This is a genomic window from Nonomuraea sp. NPDC049750 (genome assembly GCF_040659625.1).
GTDB lineage: Bacteria > Actinomycetota > Actinomycetes > Streptosporangiales > Streptosporangiaceae > Nonomuraea.
In genome coordinates this window covers 210590-224333 of the sequence record NZ_JBFANB010000013.1, presented here as the reverse complement: position 1 = coordinate 224333, position 13744 = coordinate 210590, and the positions used below count along the sequence as shown (strand labels likewise).

Here is a 13744-nt window from a genome sequence, read left to right as displayed (position 1 = left end):
CTCGTTCTAACGGTCCCGGTCCAGCAGGAAGTCCAGGTCGGTGCGCTTGTAGGAGCGGATGAGCTGGGGGAGCGACCGGCCCTCGTCGTCGGTGACGTCGGGGTTCGCTCCGGCGGCCAGCAGCGCCCGGACCAGCGCGACGGAGCCGTTGTCCCCGACCGCCACGTGCAGCGCCGTGCGCCGGTTGTGGTCCTCGGCCTCGAGGTCGACCCCGGCCGCCAGCAGGCGCGGCAGCAGAACCTCGTGGTCCAGGTGGATCAGCGCGTGCAGGAGCGTGCGGCGCCGGCCGTCACGGAACCGGGGGTCGACCCCGGCGTCGAGAAGCCTGAGCACTCCCGGCGTGTCACCGTGCTGGGCGCGCGTGTACAGCTCCCGCCGCTGCTCCCGCAAGGCTTTCGGCAGCCGCCCCTTGCCGGAGGACACCGCCTGCGCCACGGCGAAACAGCCGGCGACCGCGCCGCCGAACGCCCGCATCGCCTGCTCGCGCCGCTGCTCGTCCGCGCTGTGCGGCACCCGCAGCGCGCCGTCCTGGAAGGACACCTCGTGCCACTCACCGCGGCAGCGCACCCGAACCCGGGACGGGAGCCGCGGATCCGGCGGTCCGACCGGATCGGCGGGGTCCGCACGCAGCGGGAAGAGCGCGTCCCGGACCAGCGGATGCAGCCGGTCCGGATCCGCGTCGCCGTGCCGGAGTACGTCGAGGTCCGGCAGCCGCCGCCAGCACGCCTCGGGCAGCACCGGGGTACCGGAGATCTCCTCGGGGTCGGTGATCCGGATCCGCAGTTCGCCGACCCACCTGCTGCTTTCGAGCAGCAGGGAGTAGTAGGAATGCGGAATCTGGAAGCGACGCCCGAAGCCCTCGCGGATGAGCAGCCGGATCTCCGGCTCGAGCCTGGTCAGCGCTAACGGGAGTTTCTCCAGGACAGGCAGCGGATCGAGCAGGCCCCAGCGGCGCTTGAGCGGTGACGGATCCAGCGCGAGCCCCGCCGCGGCGAACGCCGCCTCGACCTCCCCTCGCTCATGCAGCAGGGTCACCCATTCGGCGCGGGTCGGCGGGTCGGCGGGACCGGGGTCGGCCGTGGGCAGTTCCTCGGCGGCGCGCCGGGTCCCGTCCGCGTTGAAGAACGGTGGCCGGTCTCCGCCACCATGGCGTTCCAGCAGCGCGCCGCTGTGCCGTACATCCCACAGGTGCCGCAGCATGGTCCAGTTGTGGACGCGCCGATGACCGCCCGAGCTGAAGACATGGTCGATCCGGCCGAAGCACAGGAGTAGCCGCTGCGGCCCGTCCACCATGGAGGGCGTGGTGACGTCCAGATAATGCAGGGCCTTGTCCGCACCTAGGTAACCGCCCAATGTCACCGTCTGGCCGGTGCGGATCGTCGTACGTCCCTCCAGGACGCGGGGCAGATGCCAGCGCAGCAGGTCCGGTGCGAAATGGCGGAGGTCGTCCTCGACGGCGACCGCGACGGCGCCGCCATGCTCCCGGGCGATGCCGGCCAGGTCGAACGCGACGTCGACGTTCGCGGCGGCGCAGGCGCCGCGCCAGTCTCCGTCGAGACGTCGCTCGGTGGCCCGCTCGATCATCCACCGGGGAACGGCGTACCGCAGGATCCGCCGTCGGCTCGACGCCTCGTCCGGTGGGTACGACGGCGTGCGGCGCCGGGCTGCCTCGGGCGCGGGGTTGGGGACTGGCGTGCTGACGGCGTTCACTGTTCCTCAGTGAGTTCCGGATACTCGCGTTCGATCCGATCCTTGATGAAGCCCAGGTCATAGCGATCGAGCATGACGATCAGTCTGTAGAGCGAGACGGCCTCGCCCTGGATCTCGCCGGTCAGGTCGATCCGCGCCCCCGCGGTGAGCAGCGCGTGGACGAGTGCCACCGAACCGTCCCCGCAGATCGCGGAGAACAGTGGCGTGCGCTGGTCCTCATCTCTGGCATCGATGTCCAGGACCGCCGCCAGGAGCCGCCCGAGCAGACCATCATGGTCGAGGTGTCGCAGCCGGTGGGTCAGCTCGCCCTTTCGAGGGCTGGGCACCCTCGGATCGACGCCGGGATCGAGCAGGTGCAGCATGTGGAGCAGGGTGCGCTGTCGGCCATCACGGACGCGTGGATCCACGCCGGCGTCCAGCAGTCGTAGGACTCCCGGGAGGTCGCCGTGCTGGGCCCGCGCGAAAAGGTCCCTTCGCTGGTCGCGCAGGGCCTTGGGCAGCCGTCCGGTTCCGGACGTCCACGCGTGCCGTGCGGCGAAGCATCCGGCGATCGCGCCTCCGAAGACCCGCATGGCGTCCTCCCGCTGCTGCTCCTCCGCGCTGTGCGGAATGTGCAGGACGCCGTCACGGAAGGACGCCTCGTGCCACTCGCCGCGGCAGCGGATCCGGGTCGGCTTCGGGAGCTCCGGGTCGGCCGCAGGAACGCCGGGTACGGCGCGGCTCGGGAACAGGGCTTCGTGTACGAGCGGATGGAGCCGCTCCGGCGGATAGCCGTCCCGCAGCAGGTCAAGGTCGGGCAGGCGGCGCCAGCACGCTTCGGGGAGCACTATGTCCGCGGGCTCCGTGCCCGTCTCGAATTTGACGACTCGGACGCGCAGACCCGCATCCGATCCGTCGGTCTCGAACAGGATCGCCGCGTACTGCCGGTAGGGAAGCCAGAAACGGCCGGTTCCCACCGAGGCGGCGAGGCGACGGATCTCCGCCTCCACCCGGGTCAAGGCGAGGGGCATCCGCGCGAGAACGTCGAGCGGATCAACGCGATTCACCCCGTAATAGGGATCGAGCTCGAGCGGCGCGGCGTCCAGGTCGATGCCGGCGGCTGCGAACGCCGCTTCGACCTCGCCACGTTCGTGCAGCAGCGTGACCCACTCGGTGAGCGACGCCGGGTCGGCGCGGCCAGGGTCGGCCGTGGGAAGCTCTTGCGCCCCGCGCGGTGTGCCGTCACCGTGGAAGAACGGAGCCCGCGCCTTGTCACCACCGCAGCGTTCACGCAGGTCGTCGCTATGGCGCACATCCCACAGGTGACGCGACGAGCTCCAGTCCTGGACGATGTCGCGCCAGAACGCGCAGTACGCCCAGTCGGTCTCCAGATAGGTGTCCTGCTGGTCAACCGGCCCGACATGCAGGCGCAGCCGCTGCGGACCGTGGACCATCCAGCGGGGCGTCTGGAGGTACAGGTACGGGGCGTCTGCGGCCCCGCCCGGCTTTCCCAGGACCATCACCTGGTCGGGCACGATCGTCGTACGCCCACGATCCAGGCGGGGCAGGTGCCAGCGCAGCAGGTCCGGGGCGAAGTTGCGCAGGTCGTCCTCGAGCGCCGTGGCGACGGCGTCGCCGTGCTCATTCGCGATCTCGGCCAGGTCGAAGGTGACATCGATGTTGGCGGCGGCGCAGGCGCCACGCCAGTCGCCCGCGAGCCGTCGTTCGGTCGCCTGCTCGACCATCCACGGGGGCACCGCGTACCCCCGTATCCGCCGCAACCGGGACGCCTCATGTGGCGGATACGAACGGGACGGCGTACGAGGTGGCGGACCGGCCGGTGAGGGCGCCGCGCTCACCGGTAGAGGCTCCCGATCGCGTGCAGGTCCGGATGGGTCCGGGCGGCGGGACGCAGCCGTGGCGCCAGCGCGCGCTTCACCTGGCGGGGCACGCCGGGGCCGAACCCGACGTATTCCAGCCGGGTGTCGTCGGGTACGGCGGCCAGCAGAGCCTTGGCGCCACGGCCGGTGATCCCGGTCCGGCGCAGCTCCAACCGGCGCAGTGGGCTGCCGGGCAGAGCCGCGGCCAGCACGGCCGCGCCCGTGTCTCCGGTGACGTTCGCGGGCGCGCCGAGGCTCCGCTCCGATGGCGGACGTCCCAGGTCCAGTGCCTCGATGCCGCTGAGCGCGTCGGCCAGCGCGCGGGCACCGTCCGGCCCGATGCCGTTGCCACCGAGGCCCAGGCGCACCGGCCGGGCGGGATCGGCCGCCGCGGCGAGCGTGGCCGCACCGGCGTCGCCGAGATGGTTCGCCGGAAGGTAGAGCTCGCGTACCCCGGCGTCCCGGATCAGCGCGGCCAGCAAGTCGCCGGACTCCGCGCCCAGCCCGTTGCCGCCCAGAAACAGCCGCTCGACCGGATGCGACCGCTCGGTGAGCACAGCCAGCAGCGCCCGCAGCCCCTCCTGCGTGAGCCCGGTGTTGACCAGGTCGAGCGTGCGGATCGTGGTGTTCCGGCGGAGCATCGCGGCGAGGGCGAGAACCCCGTCGTCGCCCACCGGGTTCCGCTTGAGCCACAGGGCGCGCACGGTGGTGTCCGTGGCCAGCCGACCGGCGAGCGCCCCGGCGCCCGCCGCGTCGATGCGGTTGCAGCCGAGGTAGAGGGTCTCCAGGCCGTGGCCGGGAACGAGCGCGTCGGCGATGGTCCGGGCGCCGTCGTTGCCGATGGCGTTGGTGCCCAGCAGCAGATGGACGGCGTGCGGCGAGGCCACCGCGACCGGGAGCAGCCGCGCCGCACCAGCCGGGCCGAGGCCCTGCTTGCACAGATCGACTCGACCATCGGGCCGTACGGTGCCGACCGGGAAGGTCTCGTCGGCCGCCACCCGGGTCGGTGCGGCCAGCCGGGCGACCAGCGGATCCAGGTCCGCCGGATCGGCCGGCGGCACGTCAAGGTGCTCGATCGCGGGGCAGCGTACGGGCGTCGGCTCCATCATCACCAATCCACCGGTCGGTAGTCCTTCAAGAACAGGCCGGACACCCGGTCCCCGCCCACACCGCGCACGATCGGGTCGTAGACCCGGGCGGCGCCGTCGATGACGTCCAGCGGCGGGCGGAATCCCGCCGCCCGCTGCGCGATCTTGTCCGGATGGGGGCGTTCGTCGGTGACCCAGCCGGTGTCGACGCTGTTCATGTAGATGCCCGAGGCCGCGTAGTCCGCGGCGGCGGTGCGGGTCAGCATGTTCAGGGCGGCCTTGGCCATGTTGGTGTGCGGATGGCGGACGGTCTTCTGCTCCCGGGAGAAGCTGCCCTCCATCGCCGAGACCTGTACGACGTACCGGTCCGGCCACGGCGAGGCCTCGAGCAGACCGCGCAGCCGGGACGTCAGCAAGAACGGCGCGAAGGAGTTCACCAATTGGACCTCCAGCCATTCGGCCGGGTCCACCTCGTGCAGCCGGAGACTCCAGCTGTTGCGATCGCGCAGGTCCAGCGGCTGACCGGTCTCGTCCATCTGCCCGGCGGGGAACAGCTCCTCCAGGGTGTCCCGCCGCGTGACGGCCTGCCCAGAGTCCGAGGGAACCGCGACCGCCGGCGCGGGTTCCAGCCGCGTGGCGACGGCGGGCGAGACCGTCCCCGACACGTCCGCCACGTCGATCCGCGCGGCCAGGCCGCTCAGCGGCGCGCGCTCCGCCGCGCGCACCTCGCGGTGGTACGCGCCGGGTCGGCGGATCGTCTGGGCCGCGTTGTTGACGAGGATGTCGAGATGACTGAACCGCCGCTCAACGGACTCCAGCAGACCCGCGACGGCCGCCAGGTCGAGCAGGTCGACACCGTGGACGTGGACCCGGTCCAGCCAGGCTTCGGCGTCGGGCACGGCCGCGAATCGACGGGCGGCATCCCGTGGGAAGCGGGTGGTTACCAGGACGTCCGCGCCGTCGCGCAGCAGCTTCAGCGTCAGCTGGAAACCGATCTTCACCCGTCCCCCGGTCACGATCGCCCGGCGGCCACGTAGATCGCAGCGAGCGTGCCGACGGGCCACGTTCTCCTCGGCGCAATCCGGGCACAGCAGGTGGTATTCCGGATGCACCTGCTGGTAGGCGGACTTGCAGACGTAACAGCGTCGCGTGCCCACCAGCGGGCGCCGGGTCGGCGCGTCACCCGTCGGGGCCGCCGGCGGGACGAGCGCGGGGGATGGATCCTGCTCTCGATAGCGCGCCGTGGCCGCCGTGGCCTCGTGATCGCGTCGCCTGCGCTCGGCGTGCCGCGACGCCTTTCGGGTCTTCTTCCCCGCCCGGTACAGGTGCGCCGCGGCCTCGTGCACGGCCGCCCATCGAGGATCGGCCGGGTCCGCCGCGCGTGCCTGGGCCATCACCCGCAGGCAGGTCTCGACCTCAGCCGGGTTGGGGAGGATTCCTGAGTCGGGCGGCGGTGTCCCGGTCAAGTCAGGATCGACGACCGACACCCACACCCCCACCGATGACGCCCACGATTTAGGGCAAGGCTGGTCGGATTCGAACCGACGTCCTCCAACCTGCTGTAAGGCGCGACGACCTCTGCGCTACAGCCTTGCCGCTGGAGATCTTAGCGACATTCAATGGCCACTACGGGTGTATGGGACCTGTCCGGCTTATGTGGATGAGAGCCGCGTTCCGGCACGCTGCTCTGAATGTGTGCGCCGCCGCTGGGTAGCGGTGGCCTCATGCGACTGACCTACACGTCTGATCTGTGGTGGAAAAATGCCGTTGTCTACTGTCTCGACGTCGAGACCTTCAAGGACGGCAACGACGACGGGGTCGGCGACTTCCGGGGGCTCACGCAGGAGATCGACTACCTGGCGGGGCTCGGGGTCACCTGTCTGTGGCTGATGCCGTTCTTCCCCACCCCCAACAGGGACGACGGCTACGACATCACCGACTTCTACGCCATCGACCCGAGGCTCGGGACCCTGGGCGACTTCGTGGAGTTCATGCGGACCGCCAAGGATCGCGGCCTGCGGGTGATCGCGGACCTGGTCGTGAACCACACCTCCGACCAGCATCCCTGGTTCATCGAGTCGCGCTCCAGCAAGAAGTCGCCGAAGCGCGACTGGTACGTCTGGTCGGACAAACCGGAACCCGACGACCCCAAGCAGGTGGTCTTCCCCGACAAGGAGGACAGCATCTGGCAGCTCGACACCTCCACCGGCCAGTACTACCTGCACAGCTTCTACCGCCACCAGCCCGACCTGAACGTCAGCAACCCCGAGGTCCGCGATGAGATCGCCCGGATCCTGGGCTTCTGGATGGAGCTCGGGCTGTCGGGGTTCAGGGTCGACGCCGTGCCGTTCCTCATCGAGAACGTCCAGCCCCAACTGGCCGACCCGCACGAGTTCCTGGCGGACCTGCGCGCCTTCATGACCCGCCGCGAGGGCGCCTCGGTGCTGCTCGGCGAGGTCAACCTGCCCTACAAGGGCCTGCTCTCGTACTTCGGCGACGGGCTCGGCGACCAGCTCACCATGTGCTTCGACTTCATCGGCATGCAGCGCGCGTGGCTGTCGCTGGCGCGCGGCGAGGCCGCGCCGCTCGCCGACGCGCTCAGCTCTCGCCCCAGACCGCCCAAGGACTGCCAGTGGGCGATGTTCCTCCGCAATCACGATGAGCTGACGCTGGACAAGCTCACGGACAAGGAACGCCAGGAGATTTTCCAGGCGTTCGGCCCCGAGGAGGACATGCAGATCTACGGCCGTGGCCTGCGCAGACGCCTGCCGACCATGATGGGCGGGGACATGCGCCGCATCAAGATGGCCTACAGCCTGCTCTTCTCCCTCCCAGGCACCCCGGTCATGTTCTACGGCGAAGAGATCGGCATGGGGGAGAACCTCAAGGCGGAGGGCCGCATGGCCGTACGGACGCCGATGCAGTGGTCACCGGACGGCGGCTTCACCCGGGGCACCCCCGAACGCGAGATGCCGGACGCCGCCTTCGCGCCCGCCCGCATCAACGTGGCCGACCAGAAGCGGAACAATGACTCGTTGCTGCGCTGGTTCCAGCTGCTCATCGAGCGCTACCGGGAGTGCCCCGAGCTGGCCTGGGGCGACTGTACGGTGCTGGAGACGGCCGATCCGGCGATCCTGGCGCACCGCTGCGACGCCGACGGCGCCACGGTGGTGGCGATCCACAACCTCGGCGAGACCGCCCAGGACGTGGAGCTGAAGCTGGTGGGCTTGGAGACGCACACGCTCACGGACCTCCTGGTGGACGGGACACTGGAGGTCTCGGAGGACGGTGTGGCCCGGCTGACGATGGACCCGCACGGCTGCCGCTGGCTGCGCGCCTCCCCGAAGGAGATCCCCGCCGAGGACGCTTCGGTCAAGTCCCACTGACGTGACGAGGGGCCGTAATCCATGGGTTACTTGCCGCAATTACTGTCCACGCCATGCACACCATGAAGCTTGGGGCCGTCGCGCTGACCGCGCTGGCCCTGATGGGCGTACCCGCGAACGCGACCGGTGACAAGACCGTCACCGTCACCGTGATGGGCACCTCCGACATCCACGGCAACGTCCTCAACTGGGACTACTACAAGGACGCGGCCTACGCCGACAGCGCCGGCAACAACGTCGGCCTGGCCAAGGTGTCGACGCTGGTCAACAAGGTGCGAGCGGAGCGTGGCGCCGGCCGGACGCTGCTGTTCGACTCGGGTGACACCATCCAGGGCACCCCGCTGGCGTACTACTACGCCAAAGTCGAGCCGATCACCAAGAACGGCCCGGTCCACCCGATGGCCAAGGCCATGAACGCCATCGGCTACGACGCCGTCACCCTGGGGAACCACGAGTTCAACTACGGCCTGCCCCTGCTGGCCACCTGGATCCACCAGATGAAGGCCCCGGTGCTCGGCGCGAACGCCGTCAGCGCGAAGACCGGCCGGCCCGCCTACCTGCCGTTCGTGATCAAGACCATGAACGTCAAGGGCGACAAGCCGGTCAAGGTGGGTGTGCTCGGCCTGACCAACCCGGGTGTCGCGATCTGGGACAAGGCGAACGTCGAAGGCAAACTCCGCTTCACCGACCTGGTGGCGTCGGCCAAGAAGTGGGTGCCGATCATCCGTGGCCTGGGCGCCGACGTGGTCGTGGTGACCGCGCACGCGGGCGACAACGGCATGTCGTCGTACGGCGGCGACCTGCCCGTGGAGAACGCCTCCGCCATGGTCGCCGAGCAGGTGCCGGGCATCGACGCGGTGCTGTTCGGGCACGCGCACAACGACGTGGCCCAGCGGTTCGTCACGAACCAGGCCACCGGCAAGCAGGTCCTGCTCACCGAGCCGAGCAAGTGGGGCCAGCGCCTCAGCGTGATCGACTTCCAGCTCGCCAAGCAGCGCGGCAGATGGACGGTCACCGGCAAGTCCTCGGCCACGCTCAACACGAACACGGTCGCCGAGGACCCGAAGATCACCGCCCTGCTCAAGCCGCAGCACGACGCCACGGTCGGCTACGTCAACAAGGTCGTGGCCAAGTCGTCGGAGCAGCTCTCGGCCGCCGAGTCCCCCTACAAGGACACCCCGATCCTCGACTACATCCAGCAGGTCCAGGTCGAGACCGTCAAGCAGGCGCTGCCGGACAACCAGCTCCCGGTCCTGTCGATCGCCGCGCCGTTCAGCCGCACCGCCGTCTTCCCCGCCGGCGACATCCGGGTCCGTGATGTGGCCGGGCTGTACGTGTACGACAACACGCTGCTGGCCGTGAAGCTGACGGGCGCCCAGATCAAGGACTACCTGGAGTACTCCGCCAAGTACTTCAACCAGCTGGCGCCCGGTGACCCCGTGGACGTCGCCAAGCTCACGAACGCCGGCAACACGCCGGACTACAACTACGACCAGCTGTCGGGCGTGTCGTACGACATCGACATCGCCAAGCCGGTGGGCCAGCGGATCGCGAACCTCACCTACGAGGGCGCGCCGGTGCCGGCGGACAAGGAGTTCGTGGTCGCGATCAACAACTACCGGCAGTCAGGTGGCGGCGGGTTCCCGCACGTCGCGGGCGCGCCGGTCCTGTACAACGCCCAGGTGGAGATCCGCCAGGCGCTGATCGACTACGCGACCGCGAAGGGCACGATCAACCCGGCCGACTTCGCCGCCGCCAACTGGCGCCTGACGCGTGACGGCGCGCCGGTCTTCTGATGTACGGGCCGATGGGCTGAGGCGCGGATGCGTCTCAGCCCATCGTCCAGCGACGCAGTTTGTCGGGGTTGCGGACCACCCAGATGCGCTTGATCCGATCATCCACGACCTCGAACGCGAACACCGTCACGGTGATGCCGTCTTCCTGAGCCACCAGACCGGGCTGACCGTTGACCGTACGTTCCAGGAACGTCATGTTGTTCATCACCCGGCCGGCCAGCTCGATCCAGGCGTGCGCGACCTGCTCGCCGCCTTCGATGGGGTGCAGGAAGGTGATGGCAGAGCCGCCGCCGTCGGCGATCGCCGTGGCGTCGGGGTCGAGCAGGCCGATGAGGGCGTCGATGTCCTTGGCCTGCCATGCCTGCTTGAAATCCCTGACGACGCCGGCGCGCTGGGCCGCCGGAGTCGCGGAAGGCCGCGCGGCCCGGATGCGGCGGCGGGCAGAGGAGGCCAGCTGGCGGCAGGCCGCCGGGGTACGGCCGACGATCTCGGCCACTTCGGCGAAGGAGTGGCAGAAGACGTCGTGCAGGATGAACGCGACGCGCTCGGCCGGGGTCATCGATTCGAGCACGATCAGGAAGGCCAAGTTGACCGACTCATCCAGGGTGACCCGGTCGGCCGGGTCGACCGCGGTGTCGCCCGGCCGCCACTCCGTATGTTCGGGCAGCGGCTCAGGGATCCATTCGCCCACGTAGGTCTCACGCCGTGACCGGGCCGAGCCGAGCAGGTTGAGGCAGATACGGCTGGTGACCGTCGTCAGCCAGGCGCCGGGGGACTCGATGGCGTCCTGCTGCTGCCGGGTCATGGCGTACCAGCGGGTGTAGGCCTCTTGGACGGCATCCTCGGCCTCGGCCAGGGAGCCCAGGAGCCGGTACGCGACGTTGATCAGCTGACGCCGCTCGCTCATGATCGCGCTCAGTCCCGGATCGGGTGGGGTGGTCATGGTGTAGCCGGCTCCTTTGGTCGCATCCGCCCTCACCAGTTTCGACAAGACAGCGCACCGGAATGTGAGGTCGTGGTGTCGACGTACGTGGTCACCACGTGGTGCCCGCGTACCCGGCACGTGGTCGGCACGGATGCCTCCCGCCCCGCCTGAACGGCAGGCTCGATACCGAATCGCCGGCTTCCCAAGCCAGCTGATCCGGAAGGAAAGACATGAGCAAGGTCATCAGCGCCCACGCCGTCTCGGTCGACGGCTACATCACCGGCCGCGACCCCGGCGCCGGACGCGGCCTCGGCGACGCGAACATGCTGTTCGACTGGTACTTCAACGGCGACACACCCAGCCAGACGTTCGACGGATTCAACCTAAGCGAGCCCAGCGCCCGCCTCTTCGACACTCTTGCAGGAGGCGTGGGTGCGATCGTGGCCGGCCGCAACACCTACGAGGACTCCGACCACTTCGGCGGCGGCAGCCCGCACCCGGCAGCCCCGCTGATCCTCCTCAGCCACCGACCGGCCCCAGAAATCACCGAGCGGCAGACCCTGATCACCACCGGCATCCAGGACGCGATCGCGGTCGCCCGCCAGTTCGCCGACGGCAAGGACGTCGGCCTCATGGGCGGCGGCGTGCTGGCCGCCGCGCTGGAAGCGGGCCTCGTCGACGAGGTGATCCTCCACCAGGTGCCCATCCTGCTGGGCGCCGGCCGCCCCTTCTTCCAGGAGCTCCCGAAACACCTGCACCTCCGTCTGTTGGAGGCCATCCCGGCGCCCGGCGTGACCCACCTGCGTTACGAGGTGGTCCGATGATCCTCATCACCGGAGGGCTCGGCATGATCGGCGCCCACACCGCCCGCGCCCTCGTCGACCTCGGACACGAGGTCGTCGTGACCGCGCACCGCCGTACCGAGGTCCCCTCGTTCCTGGCCGGCCGGGTCACCGTGGAATCCTTGGACGTCACCGACCGGGACGCCTTCCTGGCCTTGGCCGATCGCCACGACATCAGCGACATCGTCCATCTCGCCGGCGGCATCCCTGACAAGGACCCGGTCGGCTACTTCCGTACGGACACGATGGGCCTGCTCAACGCGCTGGACGCCGCCCGCGCCTGGGGCGTGCGCAGGTTCGCCGTCGCCAGCAGCCTCGGCGTGTACATCGGCGCGGCCGAGACCCGCTGGCACGAAGAGCTCGCGCTGCCCACCGCGGACCTGCCGCACCTGATCATCGCCTTCAAGAAGGCCGTCGAGCCGCTCACCACGCACAGCCTCCAGGGCAGCGGCGTCCAGCCGGTCGTGCTCCGGATCGGGAGCATCTGGGGACCGCTGATGGACCCGGAATCACCGTTCAACCCCATCCCGCCGTACATCAACGCCGCACTCCGTGGCGAGGAGCCGCAGCCGCTGTACGCCGACGACGGCGGCGACAGCTGCTACGCACCCGACGCCGGGCGCGCCATCGCCCTGCTGATGACCGCGGAAACCCTGCGGCACACCACCTACAACGTCTCCAGCGGCCGGCCGTTCACCAACCGCGAGCTCGTGGACGCCGTACGGGCGATCACCCTCGGCCCGCGACCCGACCCGCAGCCCGACCCGCAGCCCGGCCTTGTGCCCGGACGGCGGAACGGCCCCGGCGACGACCCCTACCTCGACACCACCCGGCTCACCCAGGACACCGGCTTCACGCCGGCCTTCGACGTCGCCAGGGCGGTCGCCGACTACGTCGCCTGGCGCGCCGACAACCCCCGCTGAACGGGCACTCTCAGCGCATCCTCACATTCAGCGGGGTTGTGTTGTCGAACCGCTGAGACGAACACACCACCCTCGAAGCCGTCGTACATCGGCTTCGGGGCGACCAGGAGGAAACCGATGAGTGACTTTCAGGCCATCGCTGACCGCGTCGAGATCGAGGCGCTGCGCGCCGAGTTCACCGACGCGGCGATGATGCGCGACCGGGCCCGCCTCGCGTCCCTGTTCACCCACGATGGCGCGCTGCGGATGCCCAATATCCCGGCCGAGATGGTCGGCCGGGAGGAGATCCGCTCCGTGGGCGAGCAACTGCAGAGTCAGTGGGACTTCTTCGTGCAGAACACGCACCCGGGCACGATCCAGTTGGACGGCGACACGGCGTCCGGCCGCGCCTACATGCAAGAGCTCGCACGTACCCTCGACGGCCGCGAGGGGCTGAACTACGCCGTCTACCACGACAGCTACCAGCGCACCGGCGACGGCTGGAAGTTCAGCGAGCGGGTCTACGAGGTCAGATATCTCGACACCACCCCACTGGCAGGCTCGGCTCCACTGGCAGGCTCAGCGCGCGGCACGGCCGAGGCGCCCGTTGACCCGCCGGCGACACCGTTCGCCGACCCGGCATCTGAGCAGCGCCTGGAGCGGACGGCCGCCGCCCTGACCGCACACGGTTTCACCGTGGAAATCCTCGACGACGCCGCCGCCGCTCGTACCCGCGTAAAGGATCTGATCCCGGAGGGCGCCAGCGTGTTCACCGGGGCCAGCGAGACCCTCCGCCTGTCCGGCATCGATGAGGACATCAACACCAGCGGCCGATACAAGTCCGTCAAGGCAAGCAGCACGACCATGGACCGCACTACCCAATTGGCCGAGATCTGGCGAATGATCGCCTGCCCCGACGTCATCGTGGGCAGCGTCGCCGCGGTGACCGAAACCGGATCCCTGGTGGCCGCCTCGGCCAGCGGCAGCCAACTGGCCGGCTACTCGGGCGCCGCGCCCCGCGCGATCTGGATCGTCGGGGCCCAGAAGGTGGTCCCCGACCTGGGCACCGCGCTGCGGCGCGTCGAAGCCCACTGCCTTCCGCTGGAGAACGAACGGGCCATGAAGGCGTACGGGCAGCCCAGCGCTCTGAACCGCGTTCTCATCCTCAACGCGGAACCCCACCCAGGGCGCGGCACCGTCCTGCTGCTCCGCGAAGCCATCGGATTCTGAACCACC

General features: G+C 69.8%; 10 protein-coding genes and 1 tRNA gene. 5 read left to right on the top strand and 6 right to left on the bottom strand.

What is annotated here, in order from left to right:
• Positions 1-6: 6 nt before the first annotated feature.
• The 5 genes from AB0J16_RS31030 to AB0J16_RS31010 all read right to left on the bottom strand — a co-directional run bounded on the left by AB0J16_RS31030 (position 7) and on the right by AB0J16_RS31010 (position 6250).
• Complete coding sequence (locus AB0J16_RS31030; RefSeq protein WP_358545657.1) at positions 7-1710, bottom strand: ankyrin repeat domain-containing protein; 1704 nt, start codon at positions 1708-1710, stop codon at positions 7-9.
• Positions 1707-3470, bottom strand: a complete 1764-nt coding sequence (locus tag AB0J16_RS31025) for a hypothetical protein (protein ID WP_358545655.1) — start codon at positions 3468-3470, stop codon at positions 1707-1709. The genes AB0J16_RS31030 and AB0J16_RS31025 overlap by 4 nt, the downstream gene beginning before the upstream one ends.
• A 74-nt stretch (positions 3471-3544) precedes the next feature.
• Positions 3545-4678 (bottom strand): gala protein, encoded by a 1134-nt coding sequence (locus tag AB0J16_RS31020; protein WP_358545654.1) that lies wholly within the window; start codon positions 4676-4678, stop codon positions 3545-3547.
• The gene (locus AB0J16_RS31015; RefSeq protein WP_358545652.1) at positions 4678-6144 is read right to left on the bottom strand and encodes an SDR family NAD(P)-dependent oxidoreductase; all 1467 of its coding nucleotides are present in this window, start codon (positions 6142-6144) and stop codon (positions 4678-4680) included. Before AB0J16_RS31015 ends, AB0J16_RS31020 begins: the two co-directional genes overlap by 1 nt.
• 34 nt (positions 6145-6178) lie before the next feature.
• A tRNA-OTHER gene (locus AB0J16_RS31010) sits at positions 6179-6250 on the bottom strand.
• A gap of 131 nt (positions 6251-6381) precedes the next feature.
• Between AB0J16_RS31010 and AB0J16_RS31005 the strand changes: the two genes are divergently transcribed.
• Complete coding sequence (locus AB0J16_RS31005) at positions 6382-8043, top strand: alpha-amylase family protein (RefSeq protein WP_358545650.1); 1662 nt, start codon at positions 6382-6384, stop codon at positions 8041-8043.
• A gap of 53 nt (positions 8044-8096) precedes the next feature.
• Positions 8097-9839 (top strand): 5'-nucleotidase C-terminal domain-containing protein, encoded by a 1743-nt coding sequence (locus tag AB0J16_RS31000; RefSeq protein WP_358545648.1) that lies wholly within the window; start codon positions 8097-8099, stop codon positions 9837-9839.
• A 34-nt stretch (positions 9840-9873) separates the two neighbouring features.
• On the opposite strand, the gene sigJ is transcribed toward AB0J16_RS31000, so the two are convergent.
• Positions 9874-10782 (bottom strand): RNA polymerase sigma factor SigJ, encoded by a 909-nt coding sequence (gene sigJ, locus AB0J16_RS30995; RefSeq protein ID WP_358545646.1) that lies wholly within the window; start codon positions 10780-10782, stop codon positions 9874-9876.
• Between the two features lie 212 nt (positions 10783-10994).
• Between sigJ and AB0J16_RS30990 the strand changes: the two genes are divergently transcribed.
• From AB0J16_RS30990 to AB0J16_RS30980, 3 genes are all read left to right on the top strand, one after another.
• Positions 10995-11588 (top strand): dihydrofolate reductase family protein, encoded by a 594-nt coding sequence (locus AB0J16_RS30990; RefSeq protein WP_358545645.1) that lies wholly within the window; start codon positions 10995-10997, stop codon positions 11586-11588.
• Positions 11585-12529 (top strand): NAD(P)-dependent oxidoreductase, encoded by a 945-nt coding sequence (locus AB0J16_RS30985; protein WP_358545643.1) that lies wholly within the window; start codon positions 11585-11587, stop codon positions 12527-12529. The genes AB0J16_RS30990 and AB0J16_RS30985 overlap by 4 nt, the downstream gene beginning before the upstream one ends.
• A gap of 117 nt (positions 12530-12646) precedes the next feature.
• Positions 12647-13738, top strand: a complete 1092-nt coding sequence (locus AB0J16_RS30980; RefSeq protein WP_358545641.1) for a nuclear transport factor 2 family protein — start codon at positions 12647-12649, stop codon at positions 13736-13738.
• The last annotated feature ends 6 nt before the right edge of the window (positions 13739-13744 follow it).